Raw genomic sequence first — 14,000 nt, forward strand, 5'->3', positions numbered from 1 at the left:
GCTTCCTTTTCGGGAATTATCGTTGTGGCGCCGCTTCTTTCGGCGGACCGAAAAATGCTCTTCGGTGTAAAGAACACCAGTTTGACCCCAAGTGCAAGTAATTTTGCACCATAGGTTCAAATTCATTCAGCCGCCTTGTCCTTGCCCGTCAGGCGCGAGGGATCGTAGCGGGGCCGCTCCATCTGGAAACTGTCGCTGTTGCGGACATACCAGCCGCTGCCGTGGGTGCGGCCGATCAGCTTCATGGCGGGCGTGTCGAAATAGACCCGTTCCCTATCGCTGATGAATTCGTCGCGGATATGGGCCATCAATATTTCGCCGATCACCACGGTCTGGAGCGCGCCGATATCCATCGCGGCGACCTTGCGACATTCGAAGCTGACCGGGCTGGAGGCGATGCGGGGGGGCGCGACGACCACCGAAGGCGCCGTTTCGATGCCTGCATAGTCTATCTCGCTGACATCGGCGGGCGCATCGACGCTGCACAGGTTCATCTTTTCGGCATCCGCCTCGCAGACGAGGTTCACGACGAACTCGCCGGTCGCGATGATGTTGGAGGCGGTGTTCTTCAGGCCACGCGAGGCCGGTTCCTTGAGCAGGCCCAGCACCACCAGCGGCGGTTCCGTGCCGACGCAGTTGAAGAAGCTGTAGGGCGCGGCGTTGAGGATGCCGTCCGCCGACTGGCTGGTGATCCAGGCAATGGGGCGTGGCGTGATCGTCGAATTGACGATCTTGTACCGCGTGACCATCGGAAGCTCGCGCATGTCGAACTGCATGGGCCGGACCTCCCCTTATTGCGCTGCCTTGGCGGCTGCTTTCGCAGCGGCACGGGCCTTGAAGCGTTCGCGTGCGCGGGGCACTTCCTCACCCGCCTGGCATGTGTGGCAATAGACCAGCTCCAGCGCATGGGTCGTCGCCAGATCGCCGCTCTCCGCCTGCTGGAGCAGCCGCTTGGTCAGTTCAACCGCGTGACGGTTGCCGTCACCGATCGCCTCTCCCAGCGCCATGGCCTCATCCACCGCCGTGCCCGGCGTCACCACCCGGCTTACAAGGCCGAGCGACAGCGCCTCCGCGGCATCCAGCGTCCGGCCTGAAAAAATGATTTCGGCTGCCCGCGCCCGGCCCAGTTGCTTCGTCAGGAACCAGGCCGCGCCGCCATCGGGCACCAGACCGAACTCCAGAAATGGCGCCCCGAAACGCGCATTGTCCGCCGCGAAAATCATGTCGCACGCCATGGTGAGGCTCCACGACACGCCAAAGGCGCCTCCCTCCACCGCCGCAACCGTGGGAATCGGCAAGGCGCGAACCCGGCTGATGATCCGCTGCCCCATTTCGAGGCGCGCCGCCAGCGCGAGCGCGCCCTCTCCCCTTGCAGGAGGCAGCTTCACATCGCCGCCATTGGAGAAATAGCCCTCCGCTCCGCTGATGATCAGCAGCCGGGCAGGAGGCCCATTTTCCAGCACATCGAGCGCGGCGGAAAATTGCTCCCACATCGCGAAGGACACGGTGTTCTTTGCGTGGGGCCGGTTGAGGATGATATGCGCGATCCCCCGGTCGTTCAGATCGAACAGCAATTCGGGGGCTTCGCTTACCGCGTTCATCTCTCTCGCTCTCCATTCCCGCACCTTCGCTTCAAGTGCGGGAACTGAACTAGCCGACCGGGCGTCCCTCTTCAAGTAAATTTGCATCCATGTGCAAATTCACACCTCAACTGCCTTGGGACGTTGGGTAGCGGGCAAGGCGTCCATGCCGCGTTCGGCAATGTCCTTGATCAGCCCCTCCACTTCCTTGCGCGCCGCGCCCTTCAACGCGCCGAGCAGGCTGGTCAGGTAGCTGCTCACCAGCCGCACGATGACTTCGTCGTCCGGAATGCGCCCCTGCGCCCAGTCGTTGATCGTGGCATATTCGAAGCGCACCAGATCCTCGACCAGCTTGTCGACCTCGACCCAGGGCTGGAGCTGCTTCTTCGCCACCAGCACCTCGATCCACTGGCGGTTATGGTGAACCGCAGGCGAGTGCATCGCTGCCCAGATGTCATGATCGACGTCGGAGCTGAAATAGAGCGCCATGATCGCCTTGATATAGTTGCGAATCTTGCGGTTGCGCTGCACGACGGAGATCATGCGCTCCAGATTATGCTGCATCGTGCCGGGCTCGCTGGAATAGGCGATGCGGCTCACATATTCGTCGAAATATTCCTGAATGGCCGAAGCGATCATCCGCTCCCGCGTCTGGAACGCATTATAGAGCGTGCGCTTGGCCACGCCTGCGCGCTGGCCGATCTCGTTCATGCTGAGCGCGGCGATACCCTGTTCAGCGATAACCTTGCGGGTTTCCTCCAATATTCGGCGGCGGCGCTCGATGATGGCCGGACTGGAATAAGTCTGGGGCCGCTCGCCGCTCTCCTTCAATTCTTCGTTCGCTTTACTCGCCAAAGTCAATCGCCTTCATTTCACTCTCATCCCATATGTCGGGATCATAGCGGGATTGCATGAACGTGCCAATTTATCCTTCCCTTGACGCAGAAAGCCCCGTTCCACCCACCGGGAGGATAGCGGGCCGCGGATCTTCCATCACTTGCCCTTGGGCGCGGTTTCCCGCGCGCGCTGGCGGATATAGTGACGCAGCCCTTCCAGCTCCGCGTCGGTCAACTGGCCGAAGGAGCCCATGCCCCGCGCCATCAGCGCGCCGTCATGCACCACCGACTTGAAGGTTTCGGCGTCCAGCGGCACGCCCGATTTGCGCAAATCCGGCGCAGCGCCGCCCGCCATCATGCCCGAGCCATGGCAGATGACGCAGCTACTATTATAGATGCCCGCGCCGATCTTCGCCTTGTCGGCATCCACCACAAAGGCCGGATCATCCTGGATCGGTTCGTCCACCGAATCGACCTTCGGCAGCTTTTTCACGCCGCCGATGGTGAAGGTCAGCAGCCGACGCTGCTGCTGGCGATAATCCCAGTTCGGCTTATTGGGGAAACTGCTGCGGAACCCGGTGATGACCGAGACATATTGCTTGCCGCCGACCGAATAGCTGATCGGCGCGGAAAGAATGCCGTTCTGCGCCGGATAGGACCAGAGCTTGCGCCCCGTCTTCGCGGAAAAGGCGTTGAACGTGCCGTCATTGGTGCCCTGGAACACCAGATTGCCCGCCGTCGCCAAAGTGCCGCCATTGAACACGCCGGGCTGGGGCACGGACCAGGCGATCTTGTTGTTGGCGACGTCGTAGGCGACGAGCTTGCTGGTCGCGACCGGGGGAACCATATTGGCCGGCGGCGCGCCCAGGCCCGTATTCACCATCATGCCGGGCTTATATTTCCAGTCCTTGATATTTGCCGGATCGACGAAGACGCGGCCCCCTTCCATCACCGGGATGTAGCTGTAGCCGGTCTTCGGGCTGAACGACATGGCCTGAATGCCGTGCGCGCCATTGGGGAAGGGATACATCATGAACGGCTTGCCGTCGGGATATTGCGCGTCCGGATTAATGTCCGGCCGTCCCGTCACCGGATCGATCCGCTTCGCCCAATTCTGCTTGCCGAACTCGCCCGCCTGGATGAATTTGCCGGTCTCCCGGTCGATCGCGTAGAAAAAGCCGTTCTTCGGGGCATGCATCAGCACCGACCGCATCTTGCCGCCGATCATGATGTCGGCCAGCTCGATATCCATCGCGTCGTTCCAGTCATGGCTGTTTTCAGGGTTCACCTGATAGTGCCAGACATATTCGCCGGTCTTCACGTCCAGCGCGACGATGGAGGAGAGATAGAGATTGTCGCCGCCACCGGGGCTGCGGATCTTGATGTTCCACGGAAAGCCGTTGCCGGTGCCGATGTAGATCCGGTCATATTTGGTGTCATAGGCCATGGCGTGCCATACCGATCCGCCGCCGCCCCATTTCCACCATTCGCCGTTCCAGGTCTTGGCTGCGGCCTCCATCGCCTTGTTCTCGAAGCCCTTGGCCGGATCGCCGGGCACGACATACCAGCGCCAGGCCTTCTTGCCCGTCTTGATATCATAGGCGGTGACATAGCCGCGCGTCGGGCTGTAATCCGCGCCGCCAAAGCCGATCACCACCTTGTCGCCAGCGACCCATGGCGGGCCGGTGATATAGGCGCCCTCGGCCTCGTCGAGTGTCTTGACCGACCAGCGCGGCTTGCCGGTCTTCGCGTCGACGGCGATCAGGCGGCCTTCGCGCGTGGCGGTGAAGATGGTGCCGTCCTTGTACGCGATGCCCCGCGTGCCCCAACCGGCGCGCATCCGCCATTTGGCCTCGGGCTGGCTCGCCACATCGGGATCATATTGCCACAGAAGCTTGCCGGTGCGCGCATCGACCGCATGGACGACGCTCAGCCCCACAGCGAAATAAATGACGCCATTGACCGCCAATGGCTGAGTATAGCTGTCATAGCTATCGACATCATAGGACCAGGCAAGCCCGAGCTTTCCGACATTCGCTTCGGTGACTTGCGCGAGCGGGCTGTAATGCTGTTCCTTGTCGTCGCCGCCAAAGCTGGACCAGTTCGTCGCAGCCGGGCCCGCGCTTTCCGCCGAACGGGAGATGACGGCGGTGGAGAGCGCCAGAACCGCGGCCCCCGCCGCGAGCGCCGAAAATCTTGCCTTCATGGATCGCATCCTCTTTCTTCGGGGCGCGTCGCGACGCAGCCTTTTATTGCACCATCGTGCAATATTATGCACTTGTCAACGCGTCTCCTCAATTGACAGCGCAACGCTTTGCGGATTTAATATTGCACCGAAGATAAATTTTGGGAGCAGGGCCGTGAAGCGCAGGGCCACAATATGACCGTCCGGGTCGAAAGCCAGGGACGCGTCGGCATCGTCACGCTCGATCAGCCGGGGCGAGCCAATGCCTTCACCATGGCAATGCGCGAGGAAATCTGGCGCATTTTCGAAGAATTGGCGGAAGACGACGCGGTTCGCGCCATCATCCTGACGGGCGCGAACGGGCAATTCTGCTCGGGCGCGGATACCGGCGACATGGGCCATCAGAGCACGGCGGCTTTCCTGCGCCGGATGCGCTGGCTGCACCGGATGGTGAAAGCGGTCGGCGGCATCCGCAAGCCGGTGATCGCGGCGATCGATGGCGCCTGCGTCGGCGCGGGCTGGAGCCTGGCACTGGCCTGCGACATCGCCATCGCCACCCCGCGAGCCCGCTTCTGCCAGAGCTTCGGGCGGATCGGCTATGTGCCCGATGCGGGAGCGGTGTGGCAGCTCAGCCGGCTGGTCGGGCCGATGCGGGCGAAGGAAATCGTCTATTCCGCCCGCATGATCGACGCGCAGGAAGCCCTGCGGCTGGGGCTGGTGCTGGAACTGGTCGAGAGTGACGCGCTGATGGCACGGGCGCTGGAATTGGCGGGATCGCTGGCGCAGGGGCCGACATTGGCGATCGGCATGGCCAAACGACAGTTCGAGGCTGCGCAAGCCCTTCCGCTGGACCAGTATCTGGAACTGGAATTCGCCATGCAGCCGCTGCTGGCCACGACCCAGGACCATCTGGAAGGCATATCCGCCGCGCGGGAAAAGCGCCCGCCCCATTTCCAGGGATTGTGAACTGCGATGCCGGAAACAACTTCCCCGCAACGCCCGTTGCCCCTGCCCGATCTGCTGTCGGAACCCTTTTGGGCGGCAGCGCGGCGCCATGAATTGCATATGCAGAGATGCGACGCCTGCGGTCGGCTGGCCTATCCGGCCGAAATCGCCTGTCGGGCCTGTGGCGGGGGCGAGTTGCATTTCACGCCGGTTTCCGGGCACGCAACATTGCATAGCTGGACGGTGCTGCACGATCCACCCTCTCCCGGCTTTCGCGACCGGCTGCCGGTGATCCTGGCGGTGGTGGAACTGGATGAGCAGACGCGCCTGCTGATGAGCAGCAACCTCATCGGCATCGCGCCCGACGATCTGCGCATCGGCCTGCCCCTTGAAGCGCGGTTCGAGGATGTGACGAACGACTGCACGCTGGTGCAGTTCGGCCCGGCGAGGCGCTGACCATGTGGGATTATCGGGACAAGGTAGCGGTCGCCGGGCTCGGCTACAGCAAGCTGGAGCGGCGGTCGGACCGGACCCTGGCGGCGCTGACGCTGGAGGCCTGTGACGCAGCGCTGACCGATGCCGGGCTGCAACGAAGCGATCTTGACGGCATCGCGACTTCGCCGTCCATGCCGCGCTATGGCGGCAAGAAGGGCGTGGATGAAGGGATCGACGTCGTGACGCCCTGGTATCTGGCGGGCCTGTTGGGCGTGACTTCGGGCGTCCAGTGGATCGGATCGACCAACGGCATGGTGACGCAGAGCCTGATCGACGGGGCGCTGGCGATCATCGGCGGACTTTGCGACCATGTGCTGGTCTATCGCGCGCTGCATGTGCCCGACGGCCGCTACGTCAATTTCGAGTCGAAGCAGGCGGTGGGGATCGACCAATATCTGGCACCCTATGGATTCAGCATGCCACCCGCTTGGGCAGCGGTGGTGCTGCGCCGCTATTTCGAGCTTTATGGTTATAGCCGGGCGGATTTTGCCCATTATATCGCCAACAACCGCGCCAATGCGCAGCTTAACCCCCATGCCTATTGGCGGGGCAAGATCATCACGGCTGAGGATTATCTCGGCGCCCGCATGATTGCCGATCCCATGTCCATCCTCGATTGCGACATTCCCGTCGATGGTTGTTGCGCGCTGATCCTGACGTCTACGGAACGGGCGCGCCATCTGCGCCAGCCGCCTGCTTTGCTCACCGGCTTTGCGGCCTCCGCCCATCAGGGCGCAGGAGGCACGCCGATGAATCTTGAGGATATGCGGGACGGCGCGAAAGATGTTGCGCGGCGGCTGTGGGACACAACCGGCCTGTCCCCGATGGATGTGGACAATGCGCAGCTATATGACGGCTTCAGCGTGCTCGTGCTGACCTGGCTGGAGGGCATGGGCTTTTGCCGGGACGGCGAGGGACTGGCGTTCCTGCGCGAAGGGCATGGCGATCTGGGGGGCAGGCTGCCGATCAACACTGGCGGCGGAGCGCTGGGCGAAGGGCGGCTGCATGGCATGACGCAGCTTGCCGAAGCGGTGGCGCAAGTGACGGACCGTGCAGGCGAGCGGCAGGTGCCGGGCGCGGTGCGGTCATTGGCGACGATCTCCAACGGACTGGCGAAATCAACCGCCTTCCTGTTCAGCAGGGATGGGTAGGATCGTTCTGGCGGGCACCTGAACCGTGCCGAAGTGACGGACTTGATCGTCGCCGTTGATGAATATGGTGAACCCCGACTGCCGGAACCGCATCGCCAGGCAGCGCCGGTCGGGATCTTCCCATTGCGCGACGGTCAGGGGCTGGCCCTGCTCATCAAGCCACTCGACATCCGCTTCGGACAGCCAGTTGGTGGCGTTGAAGTCCGGCTGTGATGACCGCAGTCTGGCAAGGGCAAAGGCATGCGCCTCGATCTCCCGATCACGCCCCGACCAGTCGACCCAGCCTGTCGCATTATCCTGCGCATAGGCATTGTTGTTGCCCTGCTGCGTACGCCCGAACTCATCGCCTGCCGTCAGCATGATCGTGCCGCGCGAGCAGAACAGCGTGCCGAGCAACGCCTTGATATCCCGGCGCCGCGCGGCCTGAACTGCCGTGTCGTCGCTCACCCCTTCGACGCCGTTGTTCCAACTGAAATTCTCGCCATGGCCGTCGCGATTCTGCTCGCCATTGGCTTCATTATGCCTGTGTTCATAGGCGGTGAGGTCCGCCAGAGTAAAACCGTCATGGGCCGCCAGGAAATTGACGGTGCGCGTGGCTGGACCGCCACGGAAGATATCCGACGATCCGGAGAGCCGCGTCGCCAGAGCGCCAAGCGTACCGCGATCCCCTCGCCAGAAGCGCCGTATATCGTCGCGGTAACGGTCATTCCATTCCAGCCAGCGTTCCCCGAAATGACCAAGCTGATAGCCGCCGGGACCGATGTCCCACGGCTCCGCGATCAGGATGCGGTCGGCCAATAGCGGATCGGCTCCTATCGCTTCCAGCAATGGCGCCCGCGGATCGAAACCGGCCGGCAAACGTCCCAGCGCTGGCGCGAGATCGAAGCGAAAGCCGTCAACGCCCGCCGCTCTGACGAAATGACGCAGCGAATCCAGGATGAGCCGCTGTGCGACAGTATGATTGCAGTCGATGCTGTTCCCCGTGCCGGTATCGTTGATCAGGCGACCATCGGATTCATGCCGGAAATAGCTGCGCGCATCGAGGCCGCGCAGCGACAGCGTCGGCCCCAGCGCATCGCTTTCCCCGTCATGATTATAGACCATGTCGAGGATCACCCCGATCCCCGCCGCGTGCAACGCCTCCACAGCGGCGCGCAGTTCCGCCATGCCGGCGGGCGCGAGCCGGGGATCGAGCGCGAAATAGCTGACCGGATTATAACCCCATGCGTTGTGCAGCCCAAGCGGCCCCAGATGCCGTTCATCGATCCAGGCGTTGATCGGCATCAGTTCGATCGCGGATACATGCAGGCGACGCAGATGATCGATCACGGCGGGATGACCGAGTGCGGCAATCGTCCCTCGCTGCTCTTGCGGAATGTCGGGGTGCAGCATGGTAAAGCCACGGACCTGCACTTCGTAGATCAGGCCGCCGCGACGAAATAAGGGCTGCGCAAGGGCTACCGGCGGAAGCGGCGGCCTCACAACTCCCTTGGGCACAAGCGGCGCGGTATCGATGCCCCTCCCCCGCTGCGCGGCGAGAACCGGATCGTAGACGAACGCCCGGTCGATTTCCGTTGCATAGGGATCGAGCAGCAACTTGTCGGGATCGAACCACAGTCCTGGGACTGGATCATAAGTCCCGTCAGCGCGGAAGCCGTAGCGCGCGCCCTCACCCACGCCCGGCGCATCGATGGACCAGACGCCCTCCCCATCCCGCGCCATCGGCAGGCGCGTCTCGCTATCATCGGCATCGAACAGGCACAGCCAGAGCCGTTCGGCATCGGGCGAATGGACGCGAAAACGGGTTCCCAACCCATGAATGTCCGGGCCGAGCGCCCTTGGACTCATGGCGCGTTCCGGAGCAATGTGCGGAACAGCTCCGCATAGCGCGCCGCGCTGTGGGTCCAGGAAAAGTCGGCGCGCATCCCCGCACGCTGCATCGCCTGCCAGTCCGGCTTGTGCGCATGAAGCCGGATGGTCCGGGCGATCGCGCCGTGCAGCGCCAGCGGATCGGACGGCGGAAAGACGATGCCTGTCGCGACACCCGCGCTGACGGCGGCCTCATTGGCGTCGATCACCGTGTCGGCCAACCCGCCGACCCGCGCCACCACCGGCACGCAGCCATAACGCAGCCCGTAAAGCTGCGTCAGCCCGCAGGGTTCGAAGCGAGACGGGATCAATATGGCGTCGGCGCCAGCCTGCATCAAATGGGACAGCGGCTCGTCATAGCCGATCTGCGCCCCCACCCGGCCGCGATGCCGGTCCGCGGCGGCCAGAAAAGCGCCCTCCAACGGATGATCGCCCGACCCCAGCACGGCCAGCTTGCCGCCCAGTTCCACAAGATGGTCGATCGCGCCCATCACCATGTCCATGCCTTTTTGCCAGGTCAGGCGGCTGACGATGATAAAGATCGGCGCATCGTCGCGGTCGAGGCCCAAGCCCGTTTCCAGCGCCCGGCGATTTGCGCTGCGTCCTCCCAATGCTCGCGCGCTGAAGGGCTTCACGATCAGCGGATCGGCGGCGGGGTTCCAGATGGCGGTATCGACGCCGTTCAATATGCCGTGCAGCCGGTCCGCACGTCCGTTGATCAGCCCATCCAGCCCCATGCCATGCACCGGCGAGCGGATTTCATCGGCATAGGTGGGGCTGACGGTGGTAATCGCGTCGGCGGAGATGAGCCCCGCCTTCAAATAGCCCGTGCCGCCATAATATTCGACCCCGTCGACGCCCCAGGCTTCGGGAGGAAGGCCGAGATGGGGGAAGACATCCGCGCCGAAACGACCCTGAAAGGCCAAATTGTGGATCGTCACCACCTTGGGCACGGCATAAGCCGGACCGAAGCGCATATAGGCGGCGGTCATCGCCCCCTGCCAGTCATGCGCATGGACCAGATCGGGCCGCCAGCCCTTCACCCCATCGGCCGCGATATCCGCGCCTGCGCGGGACAGAGCGGCAAAGCGTTTCCAATTGTCGCTCCATTCGCCGCCGCCGGGATCGCCATAAGGCCCGCCTTCCCGCGCAAAGAAATCCGGCGCGTCCAGCACCAGCAGGTCGAGATCGCCCAGCTTGGCGGCAAGAACGGCGGCAGACGCGCCGAACAGCGCATCATAGCGCCGCAGCACCTTCGCCTTGCCCAGCCGCGAGAGGATGGAGGGATAGCCCGGCACCAGCGTCCGCACCGCAATGCCATGTCCGGCCAGCGCGCCAGGCAAGGCTCCCGCCACATCGGCCAGCCCCCCGGTCTTGATCAGCGGATAGATTTCGGACGCGACCGAAAGCACCTGCATCGAAGCCGTCTTGCTCAAGATCAGTCCACCAGCCGTTCGATCATATATTGGGTGATGAGCGTCACGCCGCTGTCGGTGCGGCGGAACCGCTGTGCATCATGATCGGGATGCTCGCCCACGATCAGGCCAGGCGGGATGATGACGCCAGAATCCAGCACGCATTTGTGCAACCGCGCCCCGCGCCCGATGACACAATCGGGCATGACGACGCTTTCCGTGACGGAGGAAAAGCTGTGCGTGCGCACGCCGGAAAAGAGCAGGCTGCGGTGGAGCGACGACCCCGACACGATGCAGCCGCCCGCGACCAGCGAGGATGTCGCGGACCCGCGCCGTCCTTCCTCATTATGCACGAACTTGGCAGGCGGCGTGACTTCGGAATAGGTCCAGAGCGGCCAGCTCCGGTCATAAAGGTCGAGCGACGGCACCACATCGGTCAGGTCGATATTGGCCTGCCAATAGGCATCGATCGTGCCAACGTCCCGCCAATAGGGCACCGGCTCGCTTTCGGCGCGCACGCAACTGTTGGAAAAGCGGTGGGCGACAGCTTTGCCATGGCTGACGATATGAGGGATGATGTCGCCGCCGAAATCGCGCTTGCTGGCGGGATCCCCCGCATCCCGGCGCAGTTCTTCGATCAGGAAAGCCGTGCGGAAGACATAGATGCCCATGGACGCCAGCGCCACGCCAGGATTGCCGGGGATATGTGGCGGCTTCTTCGGCTTTTCGACGAAGGCGGTGATGACGTCCCGCTCATCCACATGCATGACGCCGAAGCCGCTGGCTTCCTTCACCGGCACCTCCATACAGCCGACGGTGACGTCCGCGCCGCTGTCGACATGCTGCTGGAGCATCAGCTCATAGTCCATCTTGTAGACATGGTCGCCCGCCAGGATGACCATATATTCGGGCGCATAGCTTTCAATGATGTCGACATTCTGGAACACGGCGTCGGCCGTGCCTTCATACCATTGGCTTTCGGACACGCGCTGGCTGGCGGGCAGGATGTCGAAGCTTTCGTTGCGCTCCGGCCGCAGGAAGTTCCAGCCGCGCTGGAGATGGCGGATCAGCGAATGCGCCTTGTACTGCGTCGCGACGCCGATGCGGCGGATGCCGCTGTTGAGCGCGTTGGAGAGGGCGAAATCGATGATCCGCGCCTTTCCGCCGAAATGGACGGCAGGCTTGGCGCGGCGGTCGGTGAGTTCGGCCAGACGACTGCCGCGCCCCCCGGCCAACACATAGGCCATGGCGTCACGGGCGATCGGCTGGTGTCTTGGCTGCATCGGCCTCTTCTCCTTCATGCCCGCGAGCGTTTGGCTTCCACCCGTCGGTCTCAATAGTCCAGTTCCAGCATCAACGTGCCAAAGGGCGGGATGGTGACATTGCCCCATCCTTCCTCATCAGCGGTGACGATCCCCATATTCCCAACACCGCTGCCGCCATATTCCGCCGCGTCGCTGTTCATGATCTCCCGCCAGCGTCCCCCCGAAGGCAGGCGCATCCGGTAGCCATGGCGCAATTGCGGGGTGAAATGGCTGATGACGACGATCGGCGCGGCGCCCGGCGCGCGCCGGACCCAGGCAAAGACCGAGTCCGCCGCCGCGTCGACCAGCACCCATTCGAACCCCTCCGCCTCGCAATCGCGGGCATGGAGGGCTGGGCGGGAACGATAGAGGCGGTTGAGGTCGCTCACCAGCAACTGCACGCCCCGATGCGGGGCATGGTCGAGCAGATGCCAGTCCAGCGCCCGCGCCTCGCTCCATTCGTCGCGCTGGGCGAATTCCTGCCCCATGAACAGCAATTTCTTGCCGGGATAGCCCCACATCATCGCGTAATAGGCGCGCAGGGTCGCAAATTTCTGCCAATCGTCCCCGGCCATCTTGTGCAGCAGGGACGATTTGCCGTGCACCACCTCGTCATGGCTCAACGCCAGCACGAAATTCTCGGTAAAGGCGTAGAGCAGGCCGAAAGTGATGTCGTCATGATGATGGGCGCGGTGCACCGGATCGCGCGCCAGATAGCGCAGCGTGTCGTGCATGAAACCCATATTCCATTTGAAGCCGAAACCCAGGCCTCCTTCATGAACGGGGTGGGACACTTTTGGCCAGCTCGTCGATTCCTCGGCTATGGTCATGATGCCGCCATGGGCGCCGTAGAGCGCCCTGTTCATCTGCTGGAGGAATTCAACCGCCTCCACATTCTCCCGCCCGCCATGCTTGTTGGGAATCCATTCCCCTTCCTTGCGGCTATAGTCGAGGTAGAGCATTGAGGCGACGGCATCGACCCGCAACCCGTCGACATGATAGCGTTCCGCCCAGAACAACGCGTTATTGACGAGGAACTGCGCCACTTCGCGCCGCCCGAAATTGTAGATGGCGGTGTTCCAGTCCGGATGGAAACCCTTGCGCGGGTCTTCATGCTCGTAAAGCGCCGTGCCATCGAAGCGTGAGAGGCCATGGGCATCGGTCGGAAAATGCGCTGGCACCCAGTCGAGGATCACCCCGACACCCGCCCGATGCGCGCCGTCGACGAAGCGCGCAAATCCCTCCGGATCACCGAAACGCGCTGTCGGCGCATAAAGGCCGGTGGTCTGATAGCCCCAGCTTGGATCATAGGGAAATTCGCTGATCGGCAGGAACTCGATATGGGTAAAACCCATGCCGACCACATAGGGGATCAGCCGGTTGGCCAGCGCATCCCAACTCAGGAAATCGTCATGCTCGTCGCGTTGCCATGATCCGGCGTGAACTTCATAGATGGAGAGGGGTTCGCGGCGCGGATCGGCCTTTTCCCAATGAGCGCGGTGGCGCTCATCGCCCCAGACATGATCCGGCGCGCTCGCGACGATGGAAGCGGTCGAGGGCCGCAATTCGGACTGGAAGGCGAAGGGATCGGCCTTCAATGGCAGCATTTCGCCATCCGGCCCGATAATCTCGAACTTATAGGGACTGCCCTGCCCCACTTCGGGCAGGAAGATTTCCCAGACCCCCGCATCCTGCCGCCGCCGCATCAGCCCCCGGCGGCCGTCCCAGCGGTTGAAGTCGCCCACCACCGCAACCCGCTGCGCATTGGGCGCCCAGACCGCGAAATGCGTGCCCTCCACCCCCTCATGGGCGATCAGATGCGCGCCCATCTTGTCGAACAAGCGGGCATGAGATCCCTGGGCAAAGAAATAATCGTCCATCGGCCCCAGCACCGGACCAAAGCTGTAGGGATCGATCAACCGATATTCGCCGCCATCCGCATAAGTGGCGCAATAGCGCAGCGGCTGGTGCTTGCGGATCGACACCTTGCCGAAGAACAATCCGCCAATCCCGAGCGGGGTCAGGGTTCCGACAGCCTTGCCGTCCAGCCTGTGCGCCGTGACGCTGACCGCTTCGGGCAACAGGACGCAGGCGGTGAAGCCCCCTTTTCCCTCAGAAGCACCCGCCGGATGGACGCCAAGCGTCGCAAATGGATCGTCCTCGCGCCCTTCCAGCAGCCGGGCGATCTGTTCCGGCGTCAATCCCACCCTGTTAACGGCC

Annotated in this window: 11 protein-coding genes; 3 read left to right on the plus strand and 8 right to left on the minus strand. The window is 63.2% G+C overall.

Annotation, left to right across the window (positions count from 1 at the left end):
- Positions 1–122: 122 nt before the first annotated feature.
- From VVT58_RS05385 to VVT58_RS05400, 4 genes are all read right to left on the minus strand, one after another.
- Positions 123–776, minus strand: a complete 654-nt coding sequence (locus tag VVT58_RS05385; protein ID WP_327754629.1) for a flavin reductase family protein — start codon at positions 774–776, stop codon at positions 123–125.
- Between the two features lie 15 nt (positions 777–791).
- Positions 792–1,601 carry an enoyl-CoA hydratase/isomerase family protein gene (locus tag VVT58_RS05390; RefSeq protein WP_327754628.1) on the minus strand — a complete coding sequence of 270 codons (810 nt, stop codon included), beginning with the start codon at positions 1,599–1,601 and terminating at the stop codon, positions 792–794.
- Between the two features lie 99 nt (positions 1,602–1,700).
- Entirely contained in the window at positions 1,701–2,435 is a 735-nt protein-coding gene (locus VVT58_RS05395; protein WP_327754627.1) for a TetR/AcrR family transcriptional regulator, read from the minus strand.
- Positions 2,436–2,573: 138 nt separating this feature from the next.
- Positions 2,574–4,622, minus strand: a complete 2,049-nt coding sequence (locus VVT58_RS05400; protein ID WP_327754626.1) for a PQQ-dependent dehydrogenase, methanol/ethanol family — start codon at positions 4,620–4,622, stop codon at positions 2,574–2,576.
- Positions 4,623–4,796: 174 nt separating this feature from the next.
- Between VVT58_RS05400 and VVT58_RS05405 the strand changes: the two genes are divergently transcribed.
- The 3 genes from VVT58_RS05405 to VVT58_RS05415 are packed head-to-tail and all read left to right on the plus strand — an operon-like array spanning position 4,797 to position 7,192.
- Entirely contained in the window at positions 4,797–5,567 is a 771-nt protein-coding gene (locus VVT58_RS05405; RefSeq protein WP_327754625.1) for an enoyl-CoA hydratase/isomerase family protein, read from the plus strand.
- 6 nt (positions 5,568–5,573) lie between these two features.
- The gene (locus VVT58_RS05410) at positions 5,574–6,002 is read left to right on the plus strand and encodes a Zn-ribbon domain-containing OB-fold protein (RefSeq protein WP_327754624.1); all 429 of its coding nucleotides are present in this window, start codon (positions 5,574–5,576) and stop codon (positions 6,000–6,002) included.
- A 2-nt stretch (positions 6,003–6,004) separates the two neighbouring features.
- The gene (locus VVT58_RS05415) at positions 6,005–7,192 is read left to right on the plus strand and encodes a thiolase family protein (RefSeq protein ID WP_327754623.1); all 1,188 of its coding nucleotides are present in this window, start codon (positions 6,005–6,007) and stop codon (positions 7,190–7,192) included.
- Here the strand turns inward: VVT58_RS05415 and glgX are convergent.
- The 4 genes from glgX to glgB are packed head-to-tail and all read right to left on the minus strand — an operon-like array spanning position 7,160 to position 13,987.
- Entirely contained in the window at positions 7,160–9,040 is a 1,881-nt protein-coding gene (gene glgX / locus VVT58_RS05420; RefSeq protein WP_327754622.1) for a glycogen debranching protein GlgX, read from the minus strand. The genes VVT58_RS05415 and glgX overlap by 33 nt on opposite strands.
- Positions 9,037–10,479, minus strand: a complete 1,443-nt coding sequence (gene glgA, locus VVT58_RS05425) for a glycogen synthase GlgA (protein WP_327754696.1) — start codon at positions 10,477–10,479, stop codon at positions 9,037–9,039. The genes glgX and glgA overlap by 4 nt, the downstream gene beginning before the upstream one ends.
- Before the next feature lie 20 nt (positions 10,480–10,499).
- Positions 10,500–11,759, minus strand: a complete 1,260-nt coding sequence (glgC, locus tag VVT58_RS05430) for a glucose-1-phosphate adenylyltransferase (protein WP_327754621.1) — start codon at positions 11,757–11,759, stop codon at positions 10,500–10,502.
- 50 nt (positions 11,760–11,809) lie between these two features.
- Positions 11,810–13,987 carry a 1,4-alpha-glucan branching protein GlgB gene (gene glgB / locus VVT58_RS05435; RefSeq protein WP_327754620.1) on the minus strand — a complete coding sequence of 726 codons (2,178 nt, stop codon included), beginning with the start codon at positions 13,985–13,987 and terminating at the stop codon, positions 11,810–11,812.
- Between the last annotated feature and the right edge of the window lie 13 nt (positions 13,988–14,000).

It is taken from the genome of Sphingobium sp. SJ10-10, from assembly GCF_036038995.2.
In the GTDB taxonomy this organism is placed as follows: Bacteria; Pseudomonadota; Alphaproteobacteria; order Sphingomonadales; family Sphingomonadaceae; genus Sphingobium.

What these genes read in the sequence shown, in the direction of transcription:
- VVT58_RS05400 (WP_327754626.1), bottom strand. Translation starts at nt 4,622, where the DNA reads ATGAAGGCAAGATTTTCGGCGCTCGCGGCGGGGGCCGCGGTTCTGGCG.
- VVT58_RS05390 (WP_327754628.1), bottom strand. Translation starts at nt 1,601, where the DNA reads ATGAACGCGGTAAGCGAAGCCCCCGAATTGCTGTTCGATCTGAACGAC.
- VVT58_RS05405 (WP_327754625.1), top strand. Translation starts at nt 4,797, where the DNA reads ATGACCGTCCGGGTCGAAAGCCAGGGACGCGTCGGCATCGTCACGCTC.
- VVT58_RS05385 (WP_327754629.1), bottom strand. Translation starts at nt 776, where the DNA reads ATGCAGTTCGACATGCGCGAGCTTCCGATGGTCACGCGGTACAAGATC.
- glgA (WP_327754696.1), bottom strand. Translation starts at nt 10,479, where the DNA reads ATGCAGGTGCTTTCGGTCGCGTCCGAAATCTATCCGCTGATCAAGACC.
- glgX (WP_327754622.1), bottom strand. Translation starts at nt 9,040, where the DNA reads ATGAGTCCAAGGGCGCTCGGCCCGGACATTCATGGGTTGGGAACCCGT.
- glgC (WP_327754621.1), bottom strand. Translation starts at nt 11,759, where the DNA reads ATGCAGCCAAGACACCAGCCGATCGCCCGTGACGCCATGGCCTATGTG.
- VVT58_RS05410 (WP_327754624.1), top strand. Translation starts at nt 5,574, where the DNA reads ATGCCGGAAACAACTTCCCCGCAACGCCCGTTGCCCCTGCCCGATCTG.
- VVT58_RS05415 (WP_327754623.1), top strand. Translation starts at nt 6,005, where the DNA reads ATGTGGGATTATCGGGACAAGGTAGCGGTCGCCGGGCTCGGCTACAGC.